16 protein-coding genes are annotated in these 14,251 nt (G+C 30.8%); 13 read left to right on the plus strand and 3 right to left on the minus strand.

Annotated features, from left to right (window positions below; genetic code table 11):
• Nucleotides 1-65 precede the first annotated feature (65 nt).
• The 8 genes from ACWJKP_RS03455 (at nt 66) to ACWJKP_RS03490 (ending at nt 8,579) form a co-directional block, all read left to right on the plus strand.
• Nucleotides 66-890: a transketolase gene (locus tag ACWJKP_RS03455; protein WP_165412527.1), complete on the plus strand. Its 825-nt coding sequence runs from the start codon at nt 66-68 to the stop codon at nt 888-890.
• Nucleotides 890-1,828, plus strand: a complete 939-nt coding sequence (locus ACWJKP_RS03460; RefSeq protein ID WP_187351412.1) for a transketolase family protein — start codon at nt 890-892, stop codon at nt 1,826-1,828. The genes ACWJKP_RS03455 and ACWJKP_RS03460 overlap by 1 nt, the downstream gene beginning before the upstream one ends.
• A gap of 237 nt (nt 1,829-2,065) precedes the next feature.
• Nucleotides 2,066-2,752: a cell division ATP-binding protein FtsE gene (ftsE, locus tag ACWJKP_RS03465; protein ID WP_165412528.1), complete on the plus strand. Its 687-nt coding sequence runs from the start codon at nt 2,066-2,068 to the stop codon at nt 2,750-2,752.
• Nucleotides 2,742-3,638 (plus strand): permease-like cell division protein FtsX, encoded by an 897-nt coding sequence (ftsX, locus tag ACWJKP_RS03470; RefSeq protein ID WP_165412529.1) that lies wholly within the window; start codon nt 2,742-2,744, stop codon nt 3,636-3,638. Before ftsE ends, ftsX begins: the two co-directional genes overlap by 11 nt.
• A gap of 344 nt (nt 3,639-3,982) precedes the next feature.
• A complete protein-coding gene (locus tag ACWJKP_RS03475; protein WP_165412542.1) occupies nt 3,983-5,191 on the plus strand; it encodes a S41 family peptidase in 1,209 nt (402 codons plus the stop codon).
• Nucleotides 5,192-5,442: 251 nt separating this feature from the next.
• Entirely contained in the window at nt 5,443-6,747 is a 1,305-nt protein-coding gene (locus ACWJKP_RS03480; RefSeq protein WP_165412530.1) for a PDZ domain-containing protein, read from the plus strand.
• 1,123 nt (nt 6,748-7,870) lie between these two features.
• Complete coding sequence (locus ACWJKP_RS03485; RefSeq protein ID WP_165412531.1) at nt 7,871-8,377, plus strand: hypothetical protein; 507 nt, start codon at nt 7,871-7,873, stop codon at nt 8,375-8,377.
• Between the two features lies 1 nt (nt 8,378).
• On the plus strand, nt 8,379-8,579 hold the full coding sequence (locus ACWJKP_RS03490; protein ID WP_165412532.1) for a helix-turn-helix transcriptional regulator: 201 nt from the start codon (nt 8,379-8,381) through the stop codon (nt 8,577-8,579).
• A gap of 184 nt (nt 8,580-8,763) precedes the next feature.
• Here the strand turns inward: ACWJKP_RS03490 and ACWJKP_RS03495 are convergent, their stop codons facing one another.
• The 3 genes from ACWJKP_RS03495 to ACWJKP_RS03505 all read right to left on the minus strand — a co-directional run bounded on the left by ACWJKP_RS03495 (nt 8,764) and on the right by ACWJKP_RS03505 (nt 9,762).
• On the minus strand, nt 8,764-9,141 hold the full coding sequence (locus tag ACWJKP_RS03495; protein ID WP_187351413.1) for a type II toxin-antitoxin system death-on-curing family toxin: 378 nt from the start codon (nt 9,139-9,141) through the stop codon (nt 8,764-8,766).
• Nucleotides 9,141-9,314, minus strand: a complete 174-nt coding sequence (locus ACWJKP_RS03500) for a DUF2281 domain-containing protein (protein ID WP_165412533.1) — start codon at nt 9,312-9,314, stop codon at nt 9,141-9,143. The genes ACWJKP_RS03495 and ACWJKP_RS03500 overlap by 1 nt, the downstream gene beginning before the upstream one ends.
• A gap of 112 nt (nt 9,315-9,426) precedes the next feature.
• Nucleotides 9,427-9,762: a YnfA family protein gene (locus ACWJKP_RS03505; RefSeq protein ID WP_165412534.1), complete on the minus strand. Its 336-nt coding sequence runs from the start codon at nt 9,760-9,762 to the stop codon at nt 9,427-9,429.
• 168 nt (nt 9,763-9,930) lie between these two features.
• Here ACWJKP_RS03505 and ACWJKP_RS03510 point away from each other — a divergent pair, with 168 nt between their 5' ends.
• From ACWJKP_RS03510 to ACWJKP_RS03530, 5 genes are all read left to right on the plus strand, one after another.
• The gene (locus tag ACWJKP_RS03510) at nt 9,931-10,734 is read left to right on the plus strand and encodes a lipid II flippase Amj family protein (protein ID WP_165412535.1); all 804 of its coding nucleotides are present in this window, start codon (nt 9,931-9,933) and stop codon (nt 10,732-10,734) included.
• 255 nt (nt 10,735-10,989) lie between these two features.
• Complete coding sequence (locus ACWJKP_RS03515; RefSeq protein WP_462961415.1) at nt 10,990-11,769, plus strand: hypothetical protein; 780 nt, start codon at nt 10,990-10,992, stop codon at nt 11,767-11,769.
• Between the two features lie 107 nt (nt 11,770-11,876).
• Nucleotides 11,877-12,662 (plus strand): thymidylate synthase, encoded by a 786-nt coding sequence (locus ACWJKP_RS03520; protein WP_411955899.1) that lies wholly within the window; start codon nt 11,877-11,879, stop codon nt 12,660-12,662.
• Entirely contained in the window at nt 12,662-13,162 is a 501-nt protein-coding gene (locus tag ACWJKP_RS03525; RefSeq protein WP_165414945.1) for a dihydrofolate reductase, read from the plus strand. The genes ACWJKP_RS03520 and ACWJKP_RS03525 overlap by 1 nt, the downstream gene beginning before the upstream one ends.
• Before the next feature lie 136 nt (nt 13,163-13,298).
• Nucleotides 13,299-14,207: an MBL fold metallo-hydrolase gene (locus ACWJKP_RS03530; RefSeq protein WP_165414944.1), complete on the plus strand. Its 909-nt coding sequence runs from the start codon at nt 13,299-13,301 to the stop codon at nt 14,205-14,207.
• The last annotated feature ends 44 nt before the right edge of the window (nt 14,208-14,251 follow it).

The raw sequence follows: 14,251 nt of genomic DNA on the forward strand, positions 1-14,251 counted from the left end.
AGGAATACAGGTAGATAACAATTATTGGTTCTTATCTACACCAAAGCAATATTAGGGGGAGACATATGGAGAAAACATTAGAACAATTAAAAGCAATTACTAAAGAAGTTAGGAAAGATATCGTAACTATGGTTACAAAGTCAGCGTCTGGGCACCCAGGTGGATCGTTATCTGCTGTGGAAATCATAACTACTTTATATTTTAATGAGATGAATGCGGGTCCAGAAAATAAGAATGATCCAGACAGAGATAGATTTGTACTTTCAAAGGGGCATGCGGCACCAGCATTATATAGCGTGCTTGCTAGAAAGGGATACTTTGATAAAAGTGAATTAATGGGACTAAGGAAACTTGGATCAATGCTACAAGGACATCCTAATATGAATACTATTCCAGGAGTAGATATGTCTACAGGTTCTTTAGGCCAAGGGATTTCTGCTGCAGTAGGAATGGCATTAGCTGGGAAACTAGATAAAAAAGGATACAGAGTGTATTCACTGCTTGGAGATGGTGAACTTGCAGAAGGTCAAGTCTGGGAAGCAACTATGTCAGCTGCACACTATAAGCTTGATAATTTAACCGCTTTTGTAGATCATAATAGACTACAAATAGATGGTAAGGTTTCGGAAGTTATGGGTTCTGATCCAGTAGATGCTAAATTTGCAGCTTTTGGATGGAACGTTATTTCTATAGATGGACATGATCTTGTACAAATTAAAAGTGCTTTAGAAGAAGCTAAAAAAACAAAAGGAAAACCAACAGTTATAATTTGCGAAACTGTAAAGGGCAAAGGTGTATCCTTCATGGAAAATGAAGCTAGTTGGCACGGAAGCGCTCCAAACAAAGAACAATGCCAAGAAGCAATAGACGAAATTGGAGGTACTGTATAATGGGTAAAGTTGCAACAAGAGAAGCTTATGGTAAAGCCTTAGCCAAATTAGGATTAGAAAATGAAAATATAGTTGTTTTAGATGCGGATTTATCTAAATCCACTAAAACTGCAGACTTTAAAAAGGTGGCTCCAGAAAGATTTATTAATATGGGTATCGCCGAAGGAAATATGATGTCCGTAGCTGCAGGACTTGCTTCTTGTGGCAAAATTCCTTTTGCAAGTACTTTTGCTATATTTGCAGCAGGAAGAGCTTTTGAACAAATAAGAAACTCTATTTGTTATCCAAAATTAAATGTGAAAATTTGCGCAACGCATGCAGGGCTCACAGTAGGAGAAGATGGAGCATCTCATCAAGCAATAGAAGATATAGCTTTAATGAGAAGTATACCAAATATGGTAGTTATAAGCCCTAGTGATGATGTTGAAACGGAAGCTGCTATAAAGGCTATTATAAAGTACCACGGACCTTGCTATGTAAGGCTTGGAAGATCAGGTGTTTGCACAGTAAATGATGATCCTGAGTACAAATTCGAATTGGGGAAAGCTGTAACGCTTAGAAAAGGACATGATGCAACTATAATAGCTACAGGTATTATGGTAGATGCTGCTTTGGAAGCTTATAACATATTGGCTGAGGAAGGAATAAAGGTTAGGGTGATTAATATACACACTATTAAACCTATTGATGAAGAGGCAATCATTGTTGCAGCTCGCGAAACTGGATTAATTGTTACCGCTGAAGAACATAGCATTATAGGTGGACTTGGATCGGCAGTAGCTGAGGTTGTTACGACTAATCATCCAGTACCAGTTATGAGAGTTGGAGTTAAAGATACCTTTGGTGAGAGTGGTAAGCCAGAAGAACTTTTAAAAGCATATGGGTTAACTACAGATGAAATAGTTAAAGCTCTCAAAAAGGGTCTTTCCTTAAAATAATTTTAGAGACTTTTATGCGCGTATGTATAAAAGTCTCTAAATAATTTATACGATAATATTGTTTAACTATAATAAACTTTATTTTTTAGGAAATCATAACGAGCGATTTATTTATAATATTTATAATATTCACGGAAATTTTATATTATAAATTATTACAGGCTTAATCAGTATGTTATAATGTTATTGATGAATTTAATGAAACAAATTACATAAGTATGGTAAGGAGAGTTTAATATGATACAATTTAAAAAAGTAACTAAGATTTATGATAATAATGTAACGGCTTTGTCGAATATTGACATAACTATTAAAAAAGGGGAATTTATATTCATTGTAGGTCCTAGTGGAGCAGGAAAATCTACTTTTGTTAAGATACTTTTAAAAGAGGTAGAACCAACTACGGGAAGTGTTATTATAAATGATACGGATATAACAAAATTACCTAGAAAGAAGGTACCTTATCATAGAAGAAAAATTGGAGTGGTTTTCCAAGATTTTAGATTAATTGAGTCTTTAAATATTTATGAAAATGTGGCGTTTGCACTAAGGGCTACAGAATGTTCTGCAAAGGATATTAAGAAAAAAGTACCTTATGTTTTAGATTTAGTTGGATTATCAAAAAAATATATGGCTTTTCCTCATGAGATTTCAGGTGGAGAGAGACAAAGAGTTTCTCTTGCGAGAGCTATAGTAAATAATCCTACTTTGCTAATAGCAGATGAACCAACAGGAAACTTAGATCCTGAAACTGCATTAGGTATTATGGATATTTTAAAAGATATTAACAAGTCTGGTACCACAGTAGTTATGGCAACACATGCAAAAAATATAGTAGACTCTATGAAGAAGAGGGTAATAGCTATAGAAAAGGGTGTTATAGTTAGAGATGAGCAAAGGGGAAGATACGGTTATGAAGATTAGTACAATTAAAAATTTTGTTATGGATGCTTTAAAAAGCTTAAAAAGAAATAAAACCGTTAGTATAGCGTCAGTGGCTACGGTGGCTGCTACTCTATTTATTCTAGGGGTGTTTTTATTAATTGTTTTTAATGTTAACGCAGGAGTTCAAGAACTAGGAGCTAAGTTAGAGGTGGGAATTTATCTTAAGGATGATATAACAGTAGCAGATAAATCAGCTGTTGAAAATGCTTTAAGCAAAACGCCGGGAGTAACAGATGTTAGATTTGAAGATAAGAACGATGCACTAGCAAAAGTAAAGAAACAATTTGGAAAAGATAGCCAAGCCTTAGTAAAAGGATTTGAAGGTAAAGGGGTAAATCCTTTTCCGACTGCATACGTTGTAAGTGTTACCAAACCTGAAGTAATAAATGATGTGGTTAAGAATGCTACAGGATTAAATGGCATAGAGGAAATTAAAGATGTCAGACAATATGTTGATAAAATTGTAAAGATAACAAATACTCTTAAAATAATAGGAATTACATTATTTGCAGTTTTAATAACTGTTTCTTTATTCTTAATAGGAAACACAATTAAACTTACAGTTTACTCTAGAAAAAAAGAAATAGGTATTATGAAATTTGTTGGTGCTACGGATTGGTTTATAAGATGGCCATTTATTATCGAAGGCATGATTTTAGGTTTAGCAGGAGCACTTATTTCTACTGGATTACTATATTATGCTTATAAAATGGCTTTCTTAAAGGTTACTAATGGATTATTAGGAGCTACCCTTATAAACCCTCATATGATATTAAGTACTACTTTATGGCAATTTATGTTGGGTGGCTTAGTTATTGGAGCCATAGGAAGTTCTATATCGATAAGAAAATTCTTGGTTGTATAGTATAAAAGCATCTTCTGCGAATCTGCACAGCTTCGCAGAAGATGCTTTTACGACTTCAAAAGGAGATCTATGCTTTCGCTGAATTTCTGTATTTGTTATAGTATGTAACATATACTTATAGAAAGGGAGAACTATCCTTCTGAAATGTCGTTAAATTTATTTATTTTCTTATTAGTGTTATAAATTTATTATATTTACATAAATAATATATAGAGAATATATAGATAATATATAGAGAATAATATATAGAGAATAATAAAGAGGTGTATAAAATGGGCGATGAAAATAAGCCTGAAAAATTTAGAGTTTTAGAAAATGGTAGTGGAAAACCCAAAGCAAAGAAAATGAAGTGTATTATATGGATTATAGTTTTAGTACTTATTACTAATACCATAACTTTATTTGTCTCAACTCAAATTTCATTAGGTATTCCAAATGGAAAAGTAGCTATTGGAAGAGAAGCTTATGACCAGGTATTAAAGTTTCAAAAACTATTTTTAGTCAGAAATAAATTGTATGAGTACTATGATGGCAAAATTAGTGATGATGTTTTAGTTGAAGGAGCTATAAAGGGCATGACTGATTCCCTAAAGGATCCTTATACAACTTTTATGAACAAAAAAGAGTTTTCAGACTTTAATTCTCAAACAGAAGGAGCTTATGTTGGTCTTGGAATACAAGTGGGAGTTAAAGACGATAAGATAGTTGTAATTGCACCCTTTGACGGATCACCAGCTAAAAAAGCAGGATTAATTTCTGGAGATATTATAGAGAAGGTTAATTCAACAGAAGTGCCTGGAAAAGAACTAGAAAAAGCTGTTACAATGATGAAGGGCAAGGCAAATGAGTCAGTTACCTTAACTATTAATCGAAAAGGAAAAGGTAGTTTTGACGTTAGTATGAAACGTGCTAAGATCGATTTGATAACAGTTAAAGGCGAAATGCTAGAAGGCACGGTTGGGTATATTCAGCTTACAATGTTTGATGAAAATACTGCTAAGAATTTTGAAAAGAAATTATCAGAATTACAAGATAAGGGTATGAAGAGTCTAATAGTAGATGTAAGAGGAAACCCTGGCGGACTTTTAGATCAGGTTGTAGATTTAACATCTAACTTTGTACCTAAAGGAAAGGTTATTGTATCTACAATAGATAAGAATAAGAAAAAAACTGAAGATAAATCTAAGGGAGGCCTCGCAATAGGCATGCCATTAACAGTATTAACAGATGAAGGTTCAGCTAGTGCCTCAGAAATTTTTGCAGGTGCTATAAGGGACTACAAAGTTGGTACTTTAGTGGGAGAAAAAACCTTTGGTAAAGGCATAGTTCAAAGGATGTTTTACAGAAGCGTTGATGGTTTTGATGATGGTACAGCATTAAAAATTACTATATCAAAATATTATACGCCAAGTGGTGAGAATATACATCATATTGGAATAAAACCAGAAGTGCCGGTTGTGTATCCACAAGCACTTAAAGAGAAACCATATGATAGAACTTTGGATCCGCAGTTTAAAAAAGCTTTAGAGATAGCTAAAGATAAAATCAAATAATAAAATAAAAGTATAATTTAAGTATCTACCAATGAATTTGGTAGATACTTGGTTTTTAACGACATTTCAGAATGGAAGTCTCCTACTTCTATAATCGTAAGTTATATAATATAACAAATAGAAGTTCAGTGGGAATATAAATCACCTTCTGGAGTCGTTAATATTAAGCACCGCAGGTGATGATTTGACGACATTTTAATAGCTTATAATATTACGTGTTTCATAGTGATATGAAAGGAGAATTTTAATCAATGGAAATTGCAATACATACTTTAAGAGCAGTTGCGTTTGCAATTGTTGACCCTTCAAATTCGTTTATTTTAATAATAATTGCAATAATTTTTTATAATAAAAATAAGAAGACTGCAGCTATGCAGAAAATGATAATGGGAGAAAGTTTAGATTCACCTTTTGAACTAACTATATCTCAAATTGTAATAGGAATTTTTGCCGGTGCTGTGGCAAGTCTATTATTTACATTTTCAGGGTTAGTTTTTGATGAAAATTCAAATATTTATTTATTGTTTATGGTGTCGTTATTTTTTATGGCAGTTAAGCCTAGATATATTAGTTTTTCTTATTCTGGTGCAGTTCTGGGAATGATGAGCCTGGTGTTTAAATATGCATCCAGTACATTACATATGCCACAATTGAATATTATAAACATAGATATTCTGACCTTAATGACACTGATCGGAATATTACATATTATAGAGGGGATCTTAGTAATGATAGATGGCTCAAGAGGAGCTATTCCTGTGTTTACTAATAGAGATCAAAAAATTATAGGCGGGTTCGCCTTAAAAAGATATTGGGCACTACCAATTGCTTTACTTATACTTTTAAGTGCGTCTTCATCAGAATTAGCGGTTGGGCAGAACTTCATGATGACTGATTGGAAGGGTTTAATAAAAGGGGATATAGTCAATCGGATTGTAAAAAATTCGGTTATAGCATCTATGGCGCTGTATGGAGTTATTGGATATAGTAGCATTACATTTACAAAGCTTAAGAAAAGGAAGGCGCTTACTTCAGGAGCATTAGTATTTACTTATGGTATAGCGCTAACAGCTGTATCGCAATTACCAGTGTTAGGGTCAGTTTTTCAATTATTTATTTTGATATTTGCAGCTATATTGCATGAGGCAATGCTGCGACTAGAAAAGTACATGGAGCTCAATTTAAAACCAAAGTTTATGAGTAGCGAAGAGGGAATTATGGTACTGGAAGTAGCGCCTAAGTCTCCTGCTTTTGAAATGGGGATTAAAAGCGGAGATTTAATAGTGCAGATGAACAAGAGTAAAATAGAGAATGAAGAAGAACTTATTAACATAGTTAAAGGGAAATTTAATTCAATAAATCTTAAAATTAAAAAACCTTCCGGAGAGCTAAAAGATACTAGTTATAGCAGTATGGCTGGAGACAAAAGACTAGGAATAGTTATTGTACCAAGGGAGTTACCAAAAGATACTGCTATAGTAAAGGTGGATAATGAAACCTTTAAAGATGTGATGAACAAAATGAGAAATAAAGATAAAGAAAAGGACAATAAATAAAGATAAGCATTAAATTTTTCTCAGAAGGATGCTATAACGAAAAGTATATATTGCTGAAATGCGCTCACGTCGCTAAGTAATTCTACGCAATATATACTTTTGTTAGCATTCTCTAAGAAAAAGATCTAATTTCAAGATCAATATTATATTTTTTATTTAAAAGTTTATGTTAGCGAAGAAGAATTTCTAAATTGAATTTCAATAGTTTTGTCGTTTCTTATTGCAAGTCATTCCGGAGAAATTTCATACTTGTTATCTTATCTCTTAGTAAAGCCTGAATGATAAAAATGATCTCAAAAAAGTGATATTGAATAAATACTTTAAATATGTTAAAATTAGTTAAAATTAAATTAATTTAGGCGGCTATAATCGTTAACAGATACTAATTTTAGTGAGGTGGCTATGAAAAAAAATATTATTTTGAAAGAATCAGCACAATAGTATGTTTATCGTTAATTTTATTTGCCACCTGGCAACAATTTCAATATAACCATACTTCTTTAATTGTTGCATTCGTAATTGTGTATTCGTTACTAAAAAATAAATTTTTTAAAAATTCAGAATATGAAAATAAAAAAGATTATATTTTTAATATAATAAATATAATTTTGCTTTTACCAACTTTATTTTTGATTATTTATATGGTGATTTATAGATAAAATGAATATCCATATTTTGTTAGTGGTACTAAGTTAAGCCTTATTTTAAAGGAGAATTTTTTGAAAGGCCTTTAAAATAGGCTTTTTTTAATTTGGAAGTCATAGCAGTACTTCCGTTACAATTAAAGAGACTTAAATAAAACAAATTCTATATTATTAGAACTGTTTTCCATACCTCCAACCATTTTAAAAAAAAGAATTTCTAATATTTAAAAATTCTCAATTCCACTGCAATCAATGACACATATGCAGGATGTGAACAATGGAAACCTACCGTGTTTTTGATTATATTGATGTGAGCTAGGAAGCTTTGCATACCACTTGAAGAGAATATATTATAGCAGTGGGAGACTTTCCTTATGAAATGTCGTTAAAGGTACTAAATGTAAAGAAGTGTTGACATTTACCTAAATGCTGTTACAATGAAATGTAAAGATGTATTAACATTTAGGGGGAATATAGAAATGATTTTAAGAGAAGATGAGCGTGTACAAAAATCTAAACGTATTGCAGTCCGCTATACTTATTTTTTTGAAATACTGGTTATATCAGCTTTATGGATTTTATCAATTATGTATAAGAATTTAATATTGTTGCCGCCTTTATATTTATTTAACTCTTCTATTTATGTTTCAATTTCACTTGATCTACTTATAGTGGTTATAGGTAGTTCACAAACCTTGGTTCTATATGTTGCTCAAGGAATATTTAATAAGCGTTTTGGAGGAAAGAGAGAACCATTAATTAGTGGAACTGCTGGATTCAGATTTATGGATGAAAGAGAGCGGATAGTTTCAGATAAAGCAGCCTTTGTAACTTTTCTTTATATTAATACATTTCTTATTATATGGGCTGTTATTGACATTTTTATTAGTGGGAAATTAGGATTACCTCTTATAATAATTGCAGTGGTATTCATTATTTATAACATAACTAAATGGATAATACTTCACAACTTTGGAGAGAAATAGCATGAAAAATAGCATCAAAGAACATCGTAAAAGTTATAAATTAACGCAAGAGGAATTGGCTAATAATTTAGGGGTTACTCGCCAAACAATTATAGCTATAGAAAATGATAAGTATAATCCAACATTAGAATTAGCTATGCGTTTGGCAAAGTATTTAGATGTTAGAGTTGAAGAGCTGTTTATATTGAAAGATAAGGAATAGAAAAGTATGAAAAACTTCATAATTATTATTCTTATCTTTTATTCCAGTAGCATTTTAAGTTACAAATGATCAGTCGGCGTGTAGAAAATTTTTCTTGTGTGGTTATCCAAAACTCATTAATTATAATAATATACAATAAATACCTTAAAAAAATAAGACCGTTAAGTCTTATTCTTTATTAATGCTATAATTTCTTATTATTTATCCACGCTTTAATATCTTTTTCACTAAAAGTTCCATCTGCAATGTTTAATCCAAGTTCAATTAAATCATGGGGGGAATGTTTTATCTGAATACTATTTAATTTTAATAATAAAACCATTACTGAAACCCCTATTCGTTTGTTCCCATCCACAAAACCATGATTTTTAACAAGTCCATGAGTAATAGCTGAAATCTTCTCCTCAACATCCTTATACAAATCAATACCATCAAAGGTTGCATAACCTCTATTTAATGCACTCTCAATTAAGCCTAAATCTCTTATTTCTTCACTGCCACCAGTCTGATCCACTATCTTTTTATGAAATAATAATACATTATCAATATCTATACTTTTCATTATTTGCTTAACTCCTTAAGCGCTTCATTATTTTCTATAATAACTAAATCCATCATATTTTCTAGTTTTTTTTGATTCTTATTTTTTAAAAAATCAACAAAGTCTATTACTTCTATTTTTTTATCTTCCGGAAGTGTTTCAAAATCTTTTATTAGTTTTTCTGCTAAACTCATTAACTTCACCTCGCTTTATAACTCTTTATACTAATTATATACCATAGTGAAATAAAATACTCACATAATTTCTAAGTTTAAAGCTACTTAAAGTTATACTTTATTTCTTTTTCTATCCTCGTGGAGCATACATAATGATAATAACCCCAATTAGTGCAATACCTCCACCAATTAAATCAAATCTGTCTGGGAGTACGTTATCAACTTTCCATCCCCACAAGATTGAAAGGACAATAAATATTCCTCCATAAGTTGCATATACTCTGCCAAAGTTAGCATTTTGAGGTTGTAGTGTAGGAATAATGCCGTATAATATCAATAATATCGAGCCTACAATTCCATACCAAAGACTTTTACCATCGCGTAAAAATAACCAAACAAGATATCCTCCGCCTATTTCAAATATACCTGCTAGCACAAAATAAAAAACTGACTTTATAATTTCCAAGTGTAGATCCCCTTACCTATTTTTGATTTTAAGACACATTTAAATATTATATCATGAAGAGATACATGTTTAATTATAATAATATTGGAAATATCTATTAAAATTCGATATAATGTAGCAAGATGCAATAGCATATTAAGAAAAATTAAGGAAGACGGAGGGGAGTATATGTCTAAACAAGTAATAATTGTTTTAATTCTTACGGTTATCATTTCCATAATTTCAACACTGGCCTATTCTGTAAGAATTGTTGGTGTACGAACGGGAAGAATAGCGGTATCTTTTGCGGTATTTAATATTTTTTCGTTAATTTCTAGAACTGCAAATACAGTACAAGCACCATTACTAGCTAAAAGGATTGAAGAGACTATAAAAGCCGGGGACCCTCAAAGTTTATTATCTACATTTAGATGGATTCTATTTTCTACAACAATAGCAACAATTATTGGCGCAGCACTCATGCCAACATTTATAAAAATTTTTGGAAAACTTGTAGAATCATTTAGTTATAATCGTTCTATAGCTAAATTGTTATTACACTCGTTTTCAAAATCAGGAATAGAGCAGTTTAAAAGTAGTGTTACAAAACCTAGAAAAGAAAATTTGGGACAATTTAAAAGTTTTAAAATGATACCTAAGAAAATAGTTTTAATTAACACCATAGCCTTTTCAATATTAACTGTTGGTGTTTTAGCATCATTGTATGCAGGATGTTTAAATCCAGAACTAAGAAGTACATGCAGTACATTATCAGGTGTGATAACGGGCATGGCAGCAATACTTATGGTTATATTCGTAGATCCATATATATCGATTCTGACAGACGATGTAATAAAAGGAGAATGTAGTCAATTGCAATTTGATAGATGTATAATTTTTATTGTTGGAGGATTGATAGTAGGTACGATTTTTGCACAGTTTTTATTAGTTCCAGCAGCACATATAATATCTTTTATAGCTAAAATAATTTAAAAATAAAAATTATCAGTCTAAATACGATTTTGAAAAATAAGGGACTTAGGCCTCTATTTTTTTATGCCTTTTGCGATTCTTATTGAATCATTCTGGTATATGTTTAATTATAATAATATTGGAAACGTTTATTATATTTTGTTATAATGAAGTGAAGTCACAATGGTAGTTCACTACGTTACAAACTGAAAAGAATCTTTATTTGTTCAGATTCTAAAATATAAAATGAAATTTGTACGAAAAGGTGGAATTCTAATGAAAAAAAAACATCTATTAATAATAGCTCTAATAGTTAGTTTATTATTGGGGGCTCATAATTTTATTGGGTTAAAGCAGCGAGAAAAAACTGCAACTAAATTATTTATATTTAGTTTAAATGAAGCACAATCTTGTTTTGGGTCGGACTATAGTAAATTGGATGAAAATACTAAGATTAATTATTATATCAAGGCATCATCTAACTTGTATATAGCTTTAAATATATTAAATTCGACTTCATATGCTAATATTGAAAATCGAAATGAATTATCTAATGCAATACGTGAACTTCATTCCTGTATATCAGAAATTAATACAACTAATAGTAGGTGGAGAGCTGTTACTGAAAAGCGTGAACTTATATATAATTATTTACATTATATGGTTATAAATCCTAATGATAAAAATAATTGTGAAGCACTTTCTAAACTTGCGAGTAATTTACTTTTAAACGTTGAAAATGTTTTGATTAATTATGAAGGCAAGAGTCGCAATTGGGATGTAGGCTATAAAATTGATGGTACTGAGAACTCACATGATACTTATTATACATTTAAGTACACTGGGATAGATGGTAATTTGGTAAAAGATGTTAAGTACTCTATAGATACGTATAATGAAGGAGAAAGTGGCGAATTTAAAAATCATAATAGTAAGGTGCATACTGGCAAATTGAAACTGACGGCAGGACTTCCAAAAGCTACTGATAGAGATATGTTAGTTAAGATAGAATGGAATGGGAAAAAAGAGTCGTTAATATTAAAAAAGTCTAAATAAGGGTTGAGCTATATAATAAAAAAGAAATATAGAAAGGAAGTGAATATTTAGTGGGTTTGGATACTTAATGGATACTTTCTCACTAATGATAAATTATGTTAAATGAAATGGATGGACAATATATTAAAATGGCAGAGAAAATTATTAAAAAAGGATATTATGACCAAAATCGTACAGGGATTGCAACTTTAAAACTTCCTCACCAAATTATGCAATTTGATTTAGAAGAAGAATTTCCAATATTAACAACTAAATTTGTTGCATTTAAAACTGCAGTAAAAGAATTGCTTTGGATTTTCAAAGACCAATCTAATGATGTTAAAAAACTTCAAGAACAAAATGTACATATATGGGACGAATGGGCGTTAGAAGTTGGCACGATAGGGAAGGCGTATGGGTTTCAAATCGCTAAGTATCACCAAATTGATACACTTATTGATGCTTTAAAAAATAATCCTCAAGACCGAAGAATGATGATGAACTTATGGAATATAGAAGATCTTCCTGAAATGGCGCTTCAACCTTGCTGTTTTTTAACTATGTGGGATGTAACTGATGGAAGGCTGAATTGTATGTTAATACAAAGGTCTGGAGATACGGCCTTGGGAATTCCATTTAACACAAGTCAATATGCAGCATTAGTTCATATGATAGCACAAGTTACAGGACTCAAAGCAGGATTATTTACTCATGTTATAAATAATGCACATATATATGAAAATCATATTGAAGGTTTAAAATTACAGATTTCAAGAAAAGAAGAAGCTTTAGAAGCACCTAAGATTTGGATTAATCCAGAAATTAAAAACTTTTATGACTTTACACCTGAAGATGTTAAACTTCTAGATTATAAACACCTTGGGAAAATAAATATGGGGAGTGTGGCTGTATAATGCTTACATGTATTGTTGCTGTTGGAGAAAATTTTGCTATAGGGAAAAATAATAAATTACTTTGGCATTTTTCAAAAGATTTAAAAAGGGTCAAACAGATTACAAGTGGAAATACTATTATAATGGGAAGAAAAACATTTGAGTCTCTTCCGGGTATTCTTCCTCAAAGACACCATATAGTTATTACTCAAAATAAGAATTTTGTAGTAAATGATGAACGAGTTACTGTTTTAAATTCTAAGGAAGAATTATTCGAATTTTTAGAAGAAAGTAAAGAATATTTTGTTATAGGGGGAGGAGAAATTTATAAATTATTATTGCCCTATTGTAATAAAATACACTTAACAAAAGTGCATAAGGAATATGATGCTGAGATATTCTTCCCAGAGCTAAATTATTTGGAGTGGAATATTAGAGAAGAAGAAACTGGTTATATTGATGATGATAAAACAACACCATACAGTTTTTTAACATTGGAACGTATTACTTTAGTAAAATAATAATTTATAAAATAACAAAATGACTTAGAGAAATCTAAGGTATTTTGTTATAATGTTTTCTATTACATTATATATTAGCTACATAGCCATTAATAGGTAATCACATAAATGAGTATAAAAGGAAGGAAGTGAATATATGGAGATAAAAGAAATAAAGGGAAATACATTTTGTGTTGATACCGGAATGACATACATACCTTTTTATAAAATTAATCATGAAGAAATTATTATGTTGGATTCAGGATGGGCACAAGGAGAAAGAGAAGGAATAGATGAGCTTCTTTTAAAAAACAACTTTAAGGTAGTCGCCATAATTTGCAGCCATGCTCATATAGACCATGTAGGAAATAATGCATATTTTAAGGAAAAATATAACTGTATTATTGCTATGCCATCCTATGAAGCTCTTATTTGCAGTTCAACGATAAATCTTAAACTTTATTATAGTAGCCAAACATTAGCCGATGTTACAGAGCATTTTGGAGAGATGGTTTGTGAAACAGATATTATGATTTTGGATAACCAAGATAGCATAACGGTATGCGGTGTTGAATTTAAAATTATTCATACACCAGGTCACAGCCCTGCACATATATGCATTACTACTCCTGATGATGTTGTGTATTTAGGAGATTCCCTCATAAGCTATGAAGTCATGAGGGGGGCTAAAATGCCTTACGCTTATATACTTAGTGTGGACTTGGAAAGTAAATTAAAGCTTTATGATCTAAAATATAGCAAATACGTAGTGGCACACAAAGGTATGTATGACGATATTACAAAACTTATAGCTGACAATATAAGTTTTTATAAGGATAGAGCACTAAGAATATATAATGTTATAGATGGTAATATGACAATGGAGGATATCCTAAAGGCTGTTATTAAAAATTTTAATATTAATGTAAAAAGCAAATACAGATATACTACGATAGAAAGAATGTTAAAGTCCTATGTTGAATATTTAAATGAAACAGGAATGATAGTGTTAAATATGGATAAGGGGTTTCTTAAATATTCAAAAGCGGTGATTTTAGATGAATAAATTTTTAAAATTTTTATTAAATACATCCCTATAACATAACTGCA

The organism is Clostridium sp. CM037 (assembly GCF_055081095.1).